This window comes from Paenibacillus sp. PK1-4R, assembly GCF_030369595.1.
Taxonomy (GTDB): Bacteria; Bacillota; Bacilli; order Paenibacillales; family Paenibacillaceae; genus Paenibacillus.
Genome location: NZ_CP126535.1, coordinates 4,137,823 through 4,153,896 on the forward strand (window position 1 = coordinate 4,137,823; position 16,074 = coordinate 4,153,896).

Genomic DNA, 16,074 nt, shown 5'->3' on the forward strand with positions numbered 1-16,074 from the left:
TTGTATGTATCAGGTTCCATCAACCCCTGACTTTCTGTAACAGGGACAAAGCCGCTACTGCGCTCTATCAACGTGATTCATGTATTCAATTTATAGCAAGTATAGCCGAACGTTTCAGTCATTGCAAGACCAAGTATTAATCATTGAACAGAACAACGCATGCATAGTTGAAACCAGATTATATGATCATCATGTTCAATTTTCCGTGATAATAACCATAGGCTTTCTCCGCGATCTGATCCTCATTGTTCCAAAACTGCTGGTCCAGCGCATCTAACTGCTGCTCTTGTTCCTTTGTCAGGAATTTAGGAATATCCCACAACTCAGTAAGCCTTTCATCCTCTTTCAAGTGCTCAATGCAGCCGTATGCTGACGTTATAATCTCCACGACTTGAGTCGCACCAATGATATGTAATGCCCGCAATGCGTAACGGTACACCTCTTCCCCCCAGTTACAGAAAAACTGTATAAAACCGCCATTAAAGATATCCGCCTCTAACAGCCACAAAGCAGCAATGTCCTGCTCGTTCGAAGTCAACGAAGTCCAGCCCTGTTCAGATTCATTCTTTTTCTCGACAAATAACACAGCATAGTCATACCATACATCATTAATATTTTGCTCACTCACGTTACACACCTCACTTTTCTTTATGCCATGCTCTCTAACTCCTGACGTTTACCCGTCTGATGCCAATGTAAATACGGATTACCGATCTGCTGGAAGGCTTCCAGAACACCCCTGTTCAGGTCCTTCATCACTTCATTTGTATAGTTCAAATGCGTCTTTTTATTATCCACGCCATGTCTTTCCAACAACCCTACATGCGTCGCAGTGAAAATAATATCTTCCAGCAACCAATAGATGACTTCATCCGGCTGTTTCACCCGTTTCTCCAATGAGACAAGACCACGTTCGTATATTCGAACGATATACGTATCTTCTCCACTCTCTACATAGGGCACACCATCCCATTTAAAGCTCTCAAACAAGCGGTTAACATAGTTCTGCATCTGTTCCCTAGGGAAAGATGTACGCTCTAAAAGCTGTAAAAGGATGTCTGCCAATTGTTGTTTGCTTAACATGTTGGACATGAATGCACCTGCCTCTGTAAAAGTAAATCTCTACTTCTCTAATTATTGCATGACATTCTCCAAATTCAATACCCTCGTTGGATTCTAACGTCGAAGACAGAATGAAAAATGAAAAAGCTGCCCAAGGCAGCCTCCTCATTCCATACTATTCAATCAGGTTCCACAAAAAGTCTGATACGAAGTATTGCATTGTGCAGGCAGTTCGGCATATTCAGCCTGCTCAGGTGAGTGCGCAAACGGATCTGAAAGAACTGCCAAAAGCTTCTGCATCACGCTAAGATCTCCGTGGTTCTCCGCTCGCTCAAGGGCTTCCTCAACCCGATGATTGCGAGGGATGACCGCTGGATTGTTCGTTCTCATCAACTGCCGAGAGACTTCCTTCTCCTCTTGCTGTCTTTCCAATCTTGCTTGCCACCGCTCATTCCATTCAGCAAATTCTGGCGTGCCAAACAAAGCTGTCCCTTCCAACCTATCAAAGGTCAATGCCAGAAACGTATTGGTGTAATCTGCACTATGCTTCTCCATAAGTTCAAGAAGATCCTTGATCAGCGCTTCATCTTCGGCCTCTTCATCCAACAAGCCCAATTTGGCACGCATTCCCTTGAGCCAATGATGATGGTACAATTCAGAAAATTGTGCCATAGCATCCTGAGCGAGTTGCACCGCCTGTTCTTCATCTTCATGCAACAACGGCAGAAGTGTCTCGGCAAAACGAGCCAAATTCCACCCGGCAATATACGGTTGATTACCATAAGCATAGCGACCTTGCCTGTCAATGGAGCTGAATACGGTTGAAGGATTGTAAGCATCCATAAAGGCGCACGGACCATAATCGATGGTCTCACCACTAATGGCCATGTTATCCGTGTTCATCACGCCATGAATGAATCCAACATGCTGCCACTGGGCAATGAGAGCCGCCTGCCGCTTAATCACTTCCTGAAGGAGCAGAAGATAACGATTTTCGACGTGAGCAACCTCAGGATAATGTCGATTCAATGTGTAATCAGCCAACGCCCGGAGATCTTCAATAGATCCCCACCTTGCTGCGTACTGAAAGGTTGCTACCCGGATGTGACTGGAAGCCACCCGGGTTAATATAGCCCCAGGCCGCTCTGTTTCGCGGATAATGTTTTCTCCTGTTGATACCACCGCCAGACTGCGTGTCGTTGGGATACCCAGTGCATACATCGCTTCACTAATAATATACTCTCGCAACATGGGCCCTACAGCAGCACGTCCATCTCCTCCACGAGAGTACGGTGTTCTTCCTGAACCTTTCAGCTGGATATCCACTCGCTCGCCCTGTGGCGTAATCTGTTCACCCAGCAGCAAAGCACGTCCATCACCAAGCATGTTGAAATTTCCGAATTGATGTCCTGCATAGGCCTGAGCCAGAGGCTCAGCTCCTTCCGGAATCAGGTTACCTGCAAAAATTTGTGCTCCTTCCTCACTGTCAAGAGACTCCACATCCAGTCCCAAGCTGGAAGCAAGCAGTCTATTAAAAATGATTAGCTTTGGTGATTGAACAGGCACTGCGCCCTGACTTGTATAGAAGGGTTGCGGTAACTCCGCATAACTATTCTCCAAGTTCCACCCTTTGTTCAATGTTTCTTGTTGCATGTGATCACAACTCCTTTTCTGCACCAGGGATATCCCTTGGTTATATTGTAGCCTTGTGAACCGATGCTCATTTATGTAGTCGCATGGAAATTCAATTCAAGAGGATGTTGACTTAAACGAACATATTAAATGTTCTTGATGAAACTTTAGCATATTTGCATGCCTTTTGCATTCCTCATGAATCGTAAGCAAAAAAAATCCAAGAGGTTTCTTTGCCAAGTGGAATCATTGTCTTTCATTCCACTTCCCAGAAAACCATCTTGGATCTATTCCACTTACTACCAGATGACACGTCTGTTATTACAAGGATTACGTGTGTGCTTCTTGAGCCTGTATAGGCTGTACTGGCAAGCTCTCTTTTTTCAAAGCGAGGTTAAAGAAGACATTAAGCAGGATCGCTGACAGGCTTCCCGTGATAATACCATCGCTAACAATAATCCGAATACTCTGAGGAAGCTGGGCAAACAGATCGGGTACAGCAGTAACACCGAGCCCAAGCGAAACGGAGCAAGCCACGATTAATAGATTGGATTGTTTTCCAAAATCAACGTTTTGCAGCATTTTGATCCCGGATGAGACGACCATTCCAAACAGGACAACAGTCGCTCCTCCGAGGACAGCACTTGGAATAATGGTTGCAAAAGCAGCTACCTTCGGAATAAGTCCCAGAAAGACCAGAATACCTCCGGCTGCAACAACAACATTGGTCGTTTTCACTTTGGAGAGCTGAACCAAACCAACATTCTGTGCAAATGTATTGTATGGAAAAGCATTAAATATGCCGCCCAGGACAAACGCGAGACCTTCTGCGCGATATCCCCGTGCCAGATCTTTTTCGTTGATCGGTTGATCACAGATTTTGCTCAAAGCCATAAATACACCTGTTGATTCGATGATAACGACTGTACCTACAATAATCATTGTGATGATTGGGCCGATTTCGAAGGTAGGCCACCCAAAGTAAAAGGGTTGAGGTAAATGGAACCAAGAGGCTTCCTGTACAGCGGCAAAATTTACTTTTCCCATGAAGGCTGCGATGAGGGTCCCCACGATAATACCAAGGAGAACAGCCAGAGATTTAAAAAAACCGGGAGCATATCGATTCAGGATTAGAATGAACAGTAATACACCAAATGAAAGCGCCAAATTGTCCAAACTTCCGAAATTCTCGCTGTTTGCTCCACCAGCCATATTTTTAATACCGGTTGGAATTAACGCAAGACCGATGATCGTTACCACTGTACCAATCACAACTGGCGGAAACAATTTGACGATTTTGCTAAAAAATACAGCAAAGATGACGATAAATAACCCGGCTGCGATGATCGACCCATATATGGCAGGAATCCCGTATTGCGATCCAATCGCAATCATGGGTGTCACCGCTACAAAAGAACTTCCGAGCACCGCTGGCAAACCAATACCCAAGTACTTTCCTTTCCGAGCCTGAAGCCATGTTGCAATCCCACACGTTAACAGGTCAATGGAAACCAGATACGCCAACTGCTCTGCAGTCAGATTTAGTGCTCTGCCCACAAGCAAAGGCACCAGAATTGCTCCCGCATACATCGCGAGTACGTGCTGAATCCCCAGTGAAAAAACTCTCATCTTTTTGGTTTCTTTCATCCCACGTTGCCCCCCTGAAATTAGAATCAACTGAACCGCTGCAAAATCATGTTATGTTGATTCACATTATATAAACTATTCAGGGAAGTTCCATGATTCATAACATAGAATTGTGATAAGAGATAAAGAGCCCAACTAAAATTGGGCATGTTATACAAAAGGAATTCTCATACCGTTTATGTCGCGTTATATAAGTTGACACATTAATGCATAAGGTCTGAACATCATTTATTTCATATTCTCAGCTTGTCCAGTTGAGAGGCTTAATGTTAAAACGTTGCTCCATTACCTCTCCGTTCTGGTGAACCATCTCCGTAAAAAACACTTCTTCTCTGTTCATCAGAACAACGGATGAAGCTCTGGTCCCATAGTCGAATTTCTCACTTCTAACGAAGATGGGTGATAACAAACGTTCCCACTCCAATGGAACGCCTGTATGAGGCAAGAGTTCATCCACTGAAGGATCTGCAATTTGCAGCAAACCTAACATTTGTTCTGTCAGGGTATCTTCGTCTTCCCCTTGAATGATTTTCTCCAGCCCTTCTCTCCCACGTTTCACCTTGGGCCAATCTGTATTAATCAAGTGATTACTAATCCCGTATATTCCCGGTTTCAACTTCATTACAACATTACCCACATTAGAATAATAATAGAGGTCGTCAGGATCACCTACTAACAAATTGTAGCCAGGATATTCATTGCGACTTCTCTCCGCATGTTGTATATATTTCTCAGGTGTGGACGTTCCTTTTAAAAAGTCAGCAACCAGATCTCCTCTTGAGCCCTTGGCCTGTACCTCTTCATTCGGATCACGATAATTCGTAACAGCAGCCAGACGTCCACCTGTTGTTATGCCCATCCAGGTTCCCATTTTCGACAAATCCCTGCCCGCCAATATATGAGGATGATCTTCCCAATAGTGTGCTTGAGCCGTAGGTCTGTGATAGAATTCATCCCTATTTGATCCCAGAATAAGCGGATACTTTGGATGCATGTTGTAAGCAAATAAAATTAAACACATGGGAATCTTCAACTCCTATATTCGTTAACCCTCTGATAACGTGGCTTTATATCGCATAATCAACTACAATGACATCTTCCACCCAACCATCCAGGGAAGCTACAAATGCCTGATGAGCAGGATGTGGTCCATAAGCGCGCAATGCGTCCTGATCTTCAAACGTCACTCTCAATCCAATCGTGTAACCTTGAATACGGTCCGTTTCTTCCGTTGTATTGATTCCTGCGGTCAGCGTGACAATTCCCGGGATTTGTTCCTGTAGTGCGAGCAATTGAGCCACCCATTCCTGTTGTTTGGCTAGCGTGGTTTTATCGTTTAATTTAAAAACAACCAAATGTTCAAACATCTTGTTATTCCTCCTCTGTTAATTCTTTGCTACTCTATTTTCAACATGTTTTCGCAGTTTCTCCAACCAGTTGATATCGCTTTGAATACTCTGATAAGCATGATCTCTCATTAATAACAGAGCATCTTTCAGCTCCCCTTTAGTATCCATCTGTTCTGGGGTATGAAGCTCAATATACTCTATTTTCTTTTTCATCTTTTCGATAATATCCTCAATCAGGTAAGCAATCTTCTGATTGTCCACCTTATCCAGGTTGACCAACGCAGCGTACAGTGACTGCACATTCGTAAACTTCTGGAAGACCTTATATATGCTTTCTTCAAGTGACTGTCGCCCTTTTTCGGTGATTCCATATGTCGTTTTGTCCGGTCGATTTTCCGTCTGGATCGTTTCTACCTTCTCGATCAGGCCCTTCTTCAGCAACACTTCAAAATTATAGTAGATAGTGCCTTCAGTAATTTTGGCGTCGGTTTGATCCAGATGTTTACCAATACGCTTCTTAATATCATAAGGGTAATAATTCCCTTCACTTAGTGCACCGAGTATAAATATTTGAATCGACATTGTGACTGCCCCCATTCTGCTCATCCAAGGGTACAGCTTGGTCCTAATCGCCTACCCTCATAACTTCTATTTTATATCATAACGGGCTGTTGTACAGGCTCCTGTGTTGTATCGATCTGTTTGGCTTTTTTGAAATGATGGATGGCCGTATTGATAATAAAGGCTCCCACACCCACCAGTGCCAGTCCGACCGCATATTCTACTGTTTTCCCTCCGCCGAAGAGAATATTATAATCCAGATGTGTTGAATAGAACATCGGTGTAATCTGACTTACGAATTTGAAATATCCTGGCATCATCTCCGGTGACATGGACGTCCCGTTCGCAATGGATTGGCTGAGTACAAAGATCATATTGATCAGCATTCCACCTTGACCGAGAAGCATGATAAAGATACTTGTGAACTCAATCGACACAAACAGCTGCAAGCTGTGTACCATCCACATTTTCAAAAACACTTCCACCCCATACCCCTGCACCATAAAATAAATGCCGATCCCTACAAGTGGAGCAAGGATGGAAATAAGCAGGTTGGCTCCTCGCATTGCAAAGAATGCTTTCCATTTCCCCATCTGTCCTTGAAGATGCTGCATTCCGCCAATGCTTTGCATCGCATAGATCATAGCCCCGACATACAGCGCCATGGTGATGAACATCGGTGCCATCTGATTCTGCATGCCTGCTGGTTGCGGGTTACTCAGAACGATGTCAGATGACACTTTTCCCATAGTGGATTCCACAATCTGCTTCGATTGCTCCGCTGGAACCTGCATACTGCTCAGTACCCCCTCGAAGCTCTGTGCCTGAATCTGAGTTCCCATCTGCGCAGTAATTTCAGCAGCTACATTTTTCATGGTGCTCGTAATTGTTGTTGGGTTCGATTCATTAATCAGGTACTGGAGCTGCGCTTTCCCGCCCTGTTCAGACAGTTTCTCCGTAAAATCACCCGGTATACGAATGATCATATGAATATCCCGGTCATCAAGTCCTGTCTTCGCCTGTTGCAACGATTCATCCATTACCACGTTAAACGGCAATTGCTCTTGCAATTTTTGTACAAATTCCGTACCGGATTGCTGGTCTTCGTTTACAATAGCCACGGTAAGATTCGTTACATTTTTCGGGATGGCACTATACCCTGACATAAAAACGATCAACATTACGATCTGATAAAAAACAATCATGAATATGCCTGCTTTGACTCCGCCATGCTTCAGTATGTTCTTCACTGTCTACTCCACCTTGTTTGTTATAATATAAACTACTTGAATTAAAGTACTCTTGTTTGGTATATTTGTCAATGAGACCAACCAAGGAGGCGAAACGAATGAAGAAGAGCGCTATAATTTCTCTATCTGAAATCACGAATTTTCAATCGAAAGAAGAAGAATTCAGTCCCTACCGTTGGTATCGCAGCATGTTGAATCAGGAACCTGTCGTCTACAACGAAGAAACCGATTCCTGGCATGTGTTCAGGTATGATCTTGTCAAAACGGTGCTTAATGATCACGAGCACTTCTCCAGTGTGAGAAAAAGATCGATTGTTAACGTAGGATATTCGAATGAAGAAGAAGGTTCGGGGAACGAGCACCATATGCCGGACAAGCTGGATATTCACAACGTAGATCCCCCGGAACATCGTAAGCGGAGATCCTTACTCGCCAGTGCATTTACACCAAGAAGTCTCAAGCTCTGGGAACCAAGAATTGAGGCCGTGGCCGAAGAATTAATCAGCGCATTTGAACATCAACCTGAAGTGGATATTGTTGAAGTATATACGAGTATGTTTCCTGTCATTATCATGTCTGACCTGCTCGGTATTCCTTCCAAAGATCGTAATCTATTCAAGGATTGGGTGGACACCATGTTTATGCCTACTACCGATGCAACCTTTGAACAGATTAACCAATTGAAAAAGATTGCCGGTGAAGAATACTTCAAGTACTTGTATCCCTTCGTTGTGTCCAAACGATCCAATCTGGGAGAAGATATCATATCAGACCTGATTCAGGTTGAGTTGGATGGCGAATTTTTTACAGATGAAGAGATTGTGCGAACCACAATGTTTATTCTGGGAGCTGGCATCGAAACGACCAGTAATCTGCTGGCCAACTCGTTCTACGCCCTTCTATATGACCAACCGGAATTGTATGCCGAACTCAGAGATCATCCTGAACTTGTTCCAGCCGCGGTAGAAGAAATGCTGAGATATCGTTTTCACATCAGTAAAATGGACCGCATGGTCAAAGAGGATAACGATCTTCTTGGGGTTAAGTTAAATAAAGGAGATGCCATCGTGGCGTGGATGAGTGCAGCCAATATGGACAAGAACATGTTCGAAGATCCATTCACACTGAATATTCATCGTTCGAACAATAACAAACAGCTTGCGTTTGGTTTCGGTACGCACTTCTGTCTTGGGGCTCCTCTGGCGCGCCTGGAAGCGAAGATCGTATTAACCGCATTCCTAAAGACATTCACCAAAATTGAACCTGTTCAAGGGTTCATCCTGGAAGAAAACCTGACTCCATCTGCCGCTGGGCAGTCCTTAACAAACCTTCCGATGAAGCTGTATAAGTAAATTCGGTTAGTGCGAATACCAAAAAAGAGCAGATCATCTGCTCTTTTTCTCATGCCTTTGATTGATTCATTTGATCAGCTCATTCAAATCAATTTAATTCAACAATTCCAATCCGCCCATCATATAGGGGACAACTCGTTGAGCTAACTCAGCAGGGGATTCCTGTCTTCCATCCACATTCCATCGATACGTCATTCCATAGATCGACCAGCTTAGCATGGTTGCAGTCATTTTTAGCGTTTTGGGATCTACATCCTTCGCCACTTTGCTCATTAATTCAAGAAGGAATTGCTCCAGTTGAGTCTTGATGTTCTCTTCAATAATTGGTGCAACCGTCTCATATTTTTTGATGCACTCATTACTTGAGACGTGATAATCACATAATGAAAATATAAGCTGCTGTATGGTTTCCGCTGATAACCGTGCATCCGGGTCCACCCTTTTTGTTACATATTCCATAAAAGCATCCGATAACAAGGATTCAAGGAGTGCATATTTATCCTGAAAATGGGCGTAAAATGTGGCTCTGTTAATTGTGGCCTGTTCCGTAATGTTTTGAATCGTAATGCTGTTGAAATTTTTAAGGTTCAGTTGAACTAAAAACGCATCAAGGATTAATTGCCGAGTGCGAATCACACGCGGATCGTTCGAGTTTGGAGACAATACACCCGACATGTCCCAATCCTCCTTTGTACACAAAATATTTGGTTAGACTCCTTCATTATAGATAAGTGTTATTTGTTCAACAAGTGAAAGTAAGTGCAAAGACACCATACAATAATCCGTGTCTTTCGCTTAAGCAACAAAACAATCAAACTGTTGGTTGAGCATGCCTCTAGACCTTGCTAACATTGCACTCGTACCCACTGAGAGGTACAACATAATGGAGGTGCATATTTTGAGTAATCCACAATATAACATTATTTCTACAGAGCGTTTGTTTCAACCATACACCGTTTCAAAGTTAACCCTGCCCTCACGCATCGTCATGTCCCCCATGGCTCGTGCCTTCTCTCCGGACGGTGTCCCTGGCCCCGACGTAGCCGCATATTATCGTCGACGTGCCGAGCATGGTGTTGGACTCATTATTACAGAAGGTGCAACCATTGAACATCCGTCTGCATCAAGTGAGCCTAGAATCCCTCATATGTATGGAGAAGCAGCTCTTCAAGGCTGGGCTGAAGTGGTCAGACAAGTTCATGATGTTGGCGGCAAAATCTTCCCCCAGATTTTACACATGGGAATCGTTCGTCCTTCAGGATCTGACCCTCACCCGGAAGCAGTATCTCTGAGTCCATCGGGAGTTGATATGGAAGGTACTCAAGTAGGTGCGCCCATGACGGAGGCAGAGATCGCAACTGTGATTCAAGCTTATGCTGATGCAGCAGTTAATGCGCAACGCATCGGTTTTGACGGAATTGAGCTTCACGGTGCACACGGTTTTCTGATCGATCAGTTTTTCTGGAAAACAACGAATAGGAGAACGGACCGCTATGGTGGTGACCTACAGAAACGAACTCAATTCGCGGTTGAACTTGTCATGGCAGTTCGTGCTGCGGTAGGTCCTGATTTCCCTATTGCAATGCGGATTTCTCAATGGAAGATGAATGATTATCAAGCCAGACTGTTCGACACACCGGAAGAACTGGAACAATTCCTTCGTTTGCTGGTTGATGCAGGTGTAGATATCTTCCACTGCTCGACACGACGCTTCTGGGAGCCCGAGTTTGAAGGATCTGATCTTGGATTTGCAGGGTGGGTGCGGAAGCTAAGTGGTCAAACCACGATAACGGTCGGTTCTGTAGGTATGGCAGATGAGCCTGAAGAAGAAGGAAATGAAGTAAAACATCCAGGTATGGGCGAACTCATGAAGCGATATGAGCAGCAGGAATTTGATCTGGTAGCTGTTGGACGTGCACTCCTTGGTGATCCGGCATGGGCTGCCAAAATACGCGAAGGCCGCGTATCTGAGATTCAGGCTTTTACACCTGAAGCACTGGCTACGTTACACTAAGAACAATTACTAATTGTTCCAGACATTTTTTCTCCCCTATATATAGGTTCGAACTCATGAATCAACTATACTATGCAAAGGGCTCGCTTTCCCTCCGGGATTGCGGGTATTTTGTTTTTGGAGCTATCTGTGCGATCAAACACTTCGAGCAATAGCAATATCGTTCAAGAAAATTCCTTCTTTGCAACCTATAATGACCTTAACATACCAGAAAGAAGGTGCATCATGACTCGGGAAGTCCGGACTGTGGTATTTGATACCGATCTACAGCTAGAAGCTTATCAATTTGAAGGCATTATGCAGAAATTTCCCAATCATTTTCATGACTATTACGTCATTGGATTTATTGAGCAAGGCAAGCGTCACCTCGTCTGCAACAACGAAGAATACATTCTGAATAGTGGCGACATGATTGTCTTTAATCCACATGATCCTCATGCCTGCGAACAGGTCGATGGCAGAACCCTCGATTATCGCTGTATCAACGTCCAGCCTGAGGTTATGCGAGAGTATGCAAAAGAGATTACTGGACAAGCATACTTGCCACGGTTCACATCCCCCGTTCTCTATCAGAGTGAACTTGTGGGTTCCCTGCACGAGCTTCATCAGATGATTCTGGAGGAGCAATCGGATTTCTGCAAAGAAGAATTGTTACTCTTTCTGCTGGATCAATTAATGCGAGATTATGCGGATGCTGAACCGCCTGTATCCACGCAGGATGTTACCGCAGAGATCAGACGCATATGTGATTACATAGAAGCTCATTACATGGAGAGCATCTCGCTGAACGAGTTAGCCGATCTGACGGAGATGAGTAAGTATCACCTGCTGCGTTTATTCACTCGCCAGAAAGGCATATCACCTTACCGCTATCTGGAAACGATTCGCATTAATCAAGCCAAACGTCTGCTGGAACAAGGCCTGCTTCCCATTGAAGTAGCCGCACAGACAGGATTCAGTGACCAGAGCCATTTCACGAATTTTTTCAAAAAACTGATCGGGCTGACGCCGAAGCAATACAAACGTATCTTCAACCATGATACGGAGTTGAAACGAACCATCGATAACCTCGTATGACGAGTCATCATGACACTAATGCTGCTACCGGACATTTGCTCGCCTTATTTACCATATTGATCTGGGGAACTACGTTTGTCTCAACAAAGGTCTTGTTGATTGATTTCACTCCAGTGGAGATTCTATTTTTCCGTTTCCTGATCGGGTATTTGGTACTGTTGCTAATCTATCCGCGTTCACTGCGGATCGCCTCATTCAGAGAAGAATGGTTATTTATCGGAGCAGGAATATGTGGAGTGACTCTATATTTTCTCATTGAAAATATTGCCCTGCTGTACACAACCGCTTCCAACGTGGGTGTTATTGTCTCCATTGCCCCGTTCTTCACTGCCGTGCTCGCCAATTTCTTCCTGGATGGTGAGAAGTTAACGCGCCGCTTTCTTATCGGATTTGGGATTGCCTTGAGCGGCATCCTACTCATCGCACTGAACGGCAGTTTCGTTCTGCAATTGAATCCGGTAGGTGATCTGCTTGCTTTTATAGCACCTGCGGTATGGGCGATCTACTCTGTGTTAATGCGGAAAATTGGCCAGCTTCGTTATCACACCATTGGTGCGACTCGCAAAGTGTTCTTCTATGGCCTGATCTTCATGCTGCCAGCTCTGTTCCTGTTTGAATTCCATTGGGAACTCGGACGCTTCACAAGTATGACCAACCTTTCTAATGTTCTCTACCTCGGTCTGGGTGCCTCCGCATTGTGTTTCGTGACCTGGAACCGGGCCGTGAATCTTCTCGGAGCTATCCAAACGAGTGTATATATCTATCTGGTGCCTGTCATTACAGTTGTGTCATCTGCACTGATTCTTCAAGAGCAGATAACCTGGGTGATTGTTCTCGGTGCGTTCTTAACCCTATTTGGCTCTTACATTTCAGAACGAAAAGGACACAAGCTTAACAACAAAAACACTAATCCGCATAGGGGTTAGTGTTTGCTTCATTTTTTACTGATAAAACTGGACATCGTGGTTGACCACCGTTGACATGCGCAGAAGTCATTCATTTTATCTCATTTAATTGAGACAGCAGAATCTCCAGTTCCTCTTGCTCCAGATGACGCCATTGCCCCCGCTCCAGTTGATCCAGCCTAATATTCATAATTCGGATGCGTTCCAGCTTCAACACTCGGTACCCCAAGGCTTTGCACATTCTACGGATCTGCAGGTTGAGACCCTGTGTCAGAATAATACGAAATACATCTTCACTTTGCCTATACACTTCGCAGGGCTTGGTCACCACGTCCAGAATTTCAACGCCTTCAGACATGGACTTTACAAATTGATCTGTTATGGGTTTGTCTACAGTCACTACATATTCTTTATCATGGTTATGCTCCGAACGCATCATCTTGTTCACAATGCCTCCATCATTCGTAAGCAAAATCAACCCCTCAGATGCCTTATCCAGCCTGCCTATCGCAAATATGCGAGAAGGATAATTCATATATTGAATGATATTCCCTTCCACATGTGCTGCTGCTGTGCAGACAATACCGATGGGTTTGTTCAGAGCAATGTAGACAGGTTCACTGTCATTACGAGGAATCTCCTTGCCATCAATGAGTACCACATCATGAGGTTCAACTTCCGCCCCTTTTTCACATACCCTGCCATTGATCGTTATGCGTCCAGCTGCAATTAAACGGTTCGTTTCCCTGCGGGAGCAGAATCCCGTTTCACTTATGTATTTGTTAATTAACATGTGTCACCACTTCTCATCTATAGTATTGCCACTGGTTCTTAGAGTGCTGGTACGTTCATTCGCTTCGTGCAATGAGTTAGTACCTTGTACTGATTTTCATTCCACATCATCTCATTTATACTGAAACGAAGCAATGAATGGTTATATAAAAACACATACAACGTTACATAGGAATGCCAAAATACACGCTGGAAGGAGTTTCTCATGTACAAAGTTACTCGATTTACAGTTGACCCCGATGATCCAAACCAAGACTCTGGCATGTGGATTGGTGGAGAAACTGCATACGTTTCCGACTGGCCTCTCAACCCCGAGGGGCAGCCTTTATTGCATCTGTTCTCCATTAATTGTAATACACTTTCACAGCAGGTCCATATCCCTTCTTTACCACAAGATAAATATATCTCGGTCTTCTCGACCTACTCCGCCTCCGAATATTTTCTGGATCAGGTAACCTATACGGGAGATGAGCTGGAATGGAACGAGAATATTCTCGCCGGGTGCACTTATGTCTCGGTATCTTCGCATCCACTCACTTCCGTATGTCCCGTTCCACCCATTCCGTTAAGCGGCGTACGTTTGATTGAAATGGAGTTAGACGATCAGGCATTCCCTGCATTCTCATTTTTCTCTCCCACGTTACCAAATGGTGTGAAAGGAATTGACCATTTGGTAGAAGAACATCAACTGGTGTGTCAAATATATTCCGGAGATTTTCCTGAGCCTTATCGGGATATATTGGGTCTTCCCGATGCAAACGGTTATTTATTTTTGCGAAGGGGTCCCGCGTCTGCTCACGCGCCATTCGATGGAATATTCTTTGTACAGACTGCTTAATGGCGATACGTTGAGGTCAGGTAACATCATATAAAAGGGCTAATCAGAACGTTTCCCGTCTACTCAGACAGGGAACGTTTTTTATATATGCACGTGTTACTATCCTCGATCAATACAAATGCCAAACCCTGTTAAAAGGTCATATGGATTGGATCATATTTATCCTTTCGACACGAAATCGTTTTAGATGAAACTTTGCACGAGAAATATTTCTCCTCATCAAAATTTAACATTATTTTACAACAAAAAGCATGTACATTTGTGCATTTATGGTATAAGTTATATATGAAATAAACATTAATTACATAATATAAAATTTTTATCCAACTAGGAGGCAGACTTATGAAAAGAATATTCGCTCTAAGCTGCGGTTTTTATCTGTTAATCGGCATAACCAGCGTTGTGCTCGGCGCCCTTCTCCCTGTTTTATTGACATATTATGAGCGCGGTTATAGTGATGGCGGATTTTTGTTATTTCTGCAGTTCCTTGGATTTCTTGTCGGGGTTCTTGTCGCTCCTTCAATGACTGCCCGGATCGGAAGAAAAGTTATGCTACTGATTGCACTGGTCTGTATTGTAGCGGCTTATGCTGTTCTCGGATTTTTGCCATCTTGGACTAGCGTTCTTCTACTTACTATTCTCATCGGCTTTGGCTCAGGCATTATTGAGCCTTCCGTTGGAGCATTCACGATCGAATTCACTGAGAATCAGAAAGCCGTAGCGATGTCCAAGCTTGATGTGTTCTTTGCTCTTGGAGCACTTCTCATCCCCGCTGTCGCTGCTTTATTTATCTGGATGGATCTGTGGCATCTTACTTTTTATACAGTGGCCGTGTTGTCACTCGTTCTCATGCTACTGTGGATCACCATGCCCCGTTCAGCCGCACTGTATCTGGAACAGGCTGGCGAGAATACAGTGGCACACTCAGCAGGTAAAGCCCGATATTCTAGAAAACAGCTGGGTCTGCTGACGATCTTTGTCATCTTCTTTTTCATCTACATGGGACTGGAACTGGGATTAATGAACTTCCTGCCCTCCATTCTCGTAGAACGATTGCAGCTTCAGGAATCTGTCGCATCGCTGAGTGTCTCCATCCTGTGGATTGCGATGATCATCGGTCGTCTTTTCTCCGGAAAAATAGCCGAATCCGTCAACTATATGCCTTTCCTGATCTGGAGTACGGTTGGCACGCTTTTGTTTACGGTCGCTATGGTATTTGTAACTGGACAGTGGGCAACGTATGTGCTCATCTTCGGAACCGGTCTGTTCATGTCAGGGCTGTTCTGTATCGCACTGGTCTATGCAAATGTTCTGATTCCCGGTATGACCGAGCGGACAACCAGTATCCTGATCGCATCGGGTGGTATTGGAGGTGCCATCTTGCAGTATGTGACTGGATGGAGTATGAGTACAGGGCCTGTTGTGAATACGATCTGGATTTTGGCCGGATTCTGTCTGATCCTGTTGCTCACATTGATGGTCTCTCATCTATGGACTGTAAAAAATAATGCAGTACGTGCTGCTCTCGCACAACATAGCAAGGAAATGTAAACATCGTTTCTTAAGGGAGGTGATGCCCGCATCATCCGGGATTG

At 44.3% G+C, this 16,074-nt stretch carries 16 protein-coding genes and 1 other annotated feature (1 of these 17 only partly in view); of the genes, 6 read left to right on the plus strand and 10 right to left on the minus strand.

All coding sequences use genetic code 11. The features are described 5' to 3' along the window. Positions 1-80 (minus strand) — a binding site (T-box leader) (it extends 148 nt beyond the left edge of the window). 98 nt (positions 81-178) lie between these two features. The 8 genes from QNO02_RS17885 to QNO02_RS17920 form a co-directional block, all read right to left on the minus strand. Then, complete coding sequence (locus QNO02_RS17885) at positions 179-628, minus strand: DMP19 family protein (protein ID WP_289389537.1); 450 nt, start codon at positions 626-628, stop codon at positions 179-181. Between the two features lie 20 nt (positions 629-648). After that, a complete protein-coding gene (locus tag QNO02_RS17890; protein ID WP_289389538.1) occupies positions 649-1,092 on the minus strand; it encodes an Imm63 family immunity protein in 444 nt (147 codons plus the stop codon). A gap of 153 nt (positions 1,093-1,245) precedes the next feature. Continuing rightward, entirely contained in the window at positions 1,246-2,715 is a 1,470-nt protein-coding gene (locus QNO02_RS17895; protein ID WP_289389539.1) for a protein adenylyltransferase SelO, read from the minus strand. 309 nt (positions 2,716-3,024) lie between these two features. Beyond that, a complete protein-coding gene (locus QNO02_RS17900; RefSeq protein WP_289389540.1) occupies positions 3,025-4,341 on the minus strand; it encodes a nucleobase:cation symporter-2 family protein in 1,317 nt (438 codons plus the stop codon). Positions 4,342-4,582: 241 nt separating this feature from the next. Continuing rightward, on the minus strand, positions 4,583-5,362 hold the full coding sequence (locus QNO02_RS17905) for an NRDE family protein (RefSeq protein ID WP_283945755.1): 780 nt from the start codon (positions 5,360-5,362) through the stop codon (positions 4,583-4,585). Between the two features lie 46 nt (positions 5,363-5,408). Further along, positions 5,409-5,708 carry a Dabb family protein gene (locus QNO02_RS17910; protein WP_289389541.1) on the minus strand — a complete coding sequence of 100 codons (300 nt, stop codon included), beginning with the start codon at positions 5,706-5,708 and terminating at the stop codon, positions 5,409-5,411. An 18-nt stretch (positions 5,709-5,726) separates the two neighbouring features. Further along, positions 5,727-6,272, minus strand: a complete 546-nt coding sequence (locus QNO02_RS17915) for a PadR family transcriptional regulator (protein ID WP_165980206.1) — start codon at positions 6,270-6,272, stop codon at positions 5,727-5,729. 71 nt (positions 6,273-6,343) lie between these two features. Beyond that, positions 6,344-7,501: a YhgE/Pip domain-containing protein gene (locus QNO02_RS17920; RefSeq protein ID WP_249912381.1), complete on the minus strand. Its 1,158-nt coding sequence runs from the start codon at positions 7,499-7,501 to the stop codon at positions 6,344-6,346. 98 nt (positions 7,502-7,599) lie between these two features. On the opposite strand from QNO02_RS17920, the gene QNO02_RS17925 reads away from it, so the two are divergent. Continuing rightward, entirely contained in the window at positions 7,600-8,853 is a 1,254-nt protein-coding gene (locus QNO02_RS17925; RefSeq protein WP_249912380.1) for a cytochrome P450, read from the plus strand. Between the two features lie 93 nt (positions 8,854-8,946). Here QNO02_RS17925 and QNO02_RS17930 read toward each other — a convergent pair whose 3' ends face one another. After that, positions 8,947-9,528 (minus strand): TetR/AcrR family transcriptional regulator, encoded by a 582-nt coding sequence (locus QNO02_RS17930; RefSeq protein WP_289389543.1) that lies wholly within the window; start codon positions 9,526-9,528, stop codon positions 8,947-8,949. A gap of 223 nt (positions 9,529-9,751) precedes the next feature. Here QNO02_RS17930 and QNO02_RS17935 point away from each other — a divergent pair, with 223 nt between their 5' ends. The 3 genes from QNO02_RS17935 to QNO02_RS17945 all read left to right on the plus strand — a co-directional run bounded on the left by QNO02_RS17935 (position 9,752) and on the right by QNO02_RS17945 (position 12,870). Further along, a complete protein-coding gene (locus tag QNO02_RS17935) occupies positions 9,752-10,867 on the plus strand; it encodes an NADH:flavin oxidoreductase (RefSeq protein WP_502921834.1) in 1,116 nt (371 codons plus the stop codon). 225 nt (positions 10,868-11,092) lie between these two features. Continuing rightward, complete coding sequence (locus tag QNO02_RS17940) at positions 11,093-11,944, plus strand: AraC family ligand binding domain-containing protein (protein WP_133385221.1); 852 nt, start codon at positions 11,093-11,095, stop codon at positions 11,942-11,944. Beyond that, the gene (locus QNO02_RS17945) at positions 11,941-12,870 is read left to right on the plus strand and encodes a DMT family transporter (RefSeq protein WP_133385222.1); all 930 of its coding nucleotides are present in this window, start codon (positions 11,941-11,943) and stop codon (positions 12,868-12,870) included. The genes QNO02_RS17940 and QNO02_RS17945 overlap by 4 nt, the downstream gene beginning before the upstream one ends. Positions 12,871-12,940: 70 nt before the next feature. Here QNO02_RS17945 and QNO02_RS17950 read toward each other — a convergent pair whose 3' ends face one another. Further along, positions 12,941-13,642 carry a pseudouridine synthase gene (locus QNO02_RS17950; RefSeq protein WP_133385223.1) on the minus strand — a complete coding sequence of 234 codons (702 nt, stop codon included), beginning with the start codon at positions 13,640-13,642 and terminating at the stop codon, positions 12,941-12,943. 204 nt (positions 13,643-13,846) lie between these two features. Here QNO02_RS17950 and QNO02_RS17955 point away from each other — a divergent pair, with 204 nt between their 5' ends. Further along, positions 13,847-14,479, plus strand: coding sequence for a DUF1963 domain-containing protein (locus tag QNO02_RS17955; RefSeq protein ID WP_133385224.1), 633 nt, complete (start codon positions 13,847-13,849; stop codon positions 14,477-14,479). Positions 14,480-14,821: 342 nt separating this feature from the next. Then, positions 14,822-16,030, plus strand: a complete 1,209-nt coding sequence (locus QNO02_RS17960) for an MFS transporter (protein ID WP_133385225.1) — start codon at positions 14,822-14,824, stop codon at positions 16,028-16,030. The last annotated feature ends 44 nt before the right edge of the window (positions 16,031-16,074 follow it).

Coding starts and splice junctions, on each gene's coding strand:
- QNO02_RS17890 (WP_289389538.1), bottom strand. CDS start 1,092: ATGTCCAACATGTTAAGCAAACAACAATTGGCAGACATCCTTTTACAG.
- QNO02_RS17895 (WP_289389539.1), bottom strand. CDS start 2,715: ATGCAACAAGAAACATTGAACAAAGGGTGGAACTTGGAGAATAGTTAT.
- QNO02_RS17900 (WP_289389540.1), bottom strand. CDS start 4,341: ATGAAAGAAACCAAAAAGATGAGAGTTTTTTCACTGGGGATTCAGCAC.
- QNO02_RS17905 (WP_283945755.1), bottom strand. CDS start 5,362: ATGTGTTTAATTTTATTTGCTTACAACATGCATCCAAAGTATCCGCTT.
- QNO02_RS17910 (WP_289389541.1), bottom strand. CDS start 5,708: ATGTTTGAACATTTGGTTGTTTTTAAATTAAACGATAAAACCACGCTA.
- QNO02_RS17915 (WP_165980206.1), bottom strand. CDS start 6,272: ATGTCGATTCAAATATTTATACTCGGTGCACTAAGTGAAGGGAATTAT.
- QNO02_RS17925 (WP_249912380.1), top strand. CDS start 7,600: ATGAAGAAGAGCGCTATAATTTCTCTATCTGAAATCACGAATTTTCAA.
- QNO02_RS17930 (WP_289389543.1), bottom strand. CDS start 9,528: ATGTCGGGTGTATTGTCTCCAAACTCGAACGATCCGCGTGTGATTCGC.
- QNO02_RS17940 (WP_133385221.1), top strand. CDS start 11,093: ATGACTCGGGAAGTCCGGACTGTGGTATTTGATACCGATCTACAGCTA.
- QNO02_RS17945 (WP_133385222.1), top strand. CDS start 11,941: ATGACGAGTCATCATGACACTAATGCTGCTACCGGACATTTGCTCGCC.
- QNO02_RS17950 (WP_133385223.1), bottom strand. CDS start 13,642: ATGTTAATTAACAAATACATAAGTGAAACGGGATTCTGCTCCCGCAGG.
- QNO02_RS17955 (WP_133385224.1), top strand. CDS start 13,847: ATGTACAAAGTTACTCGATTTACAGTTGACCCCGATGATCCAAACCAA.
- QNO02_RS17960 (WP_133385225.1), top strand. CDS start 14,822: ATGAAAAGAATATTCGCTCTAAGCTGCGGTTTTTATCTGTTAATCGGC.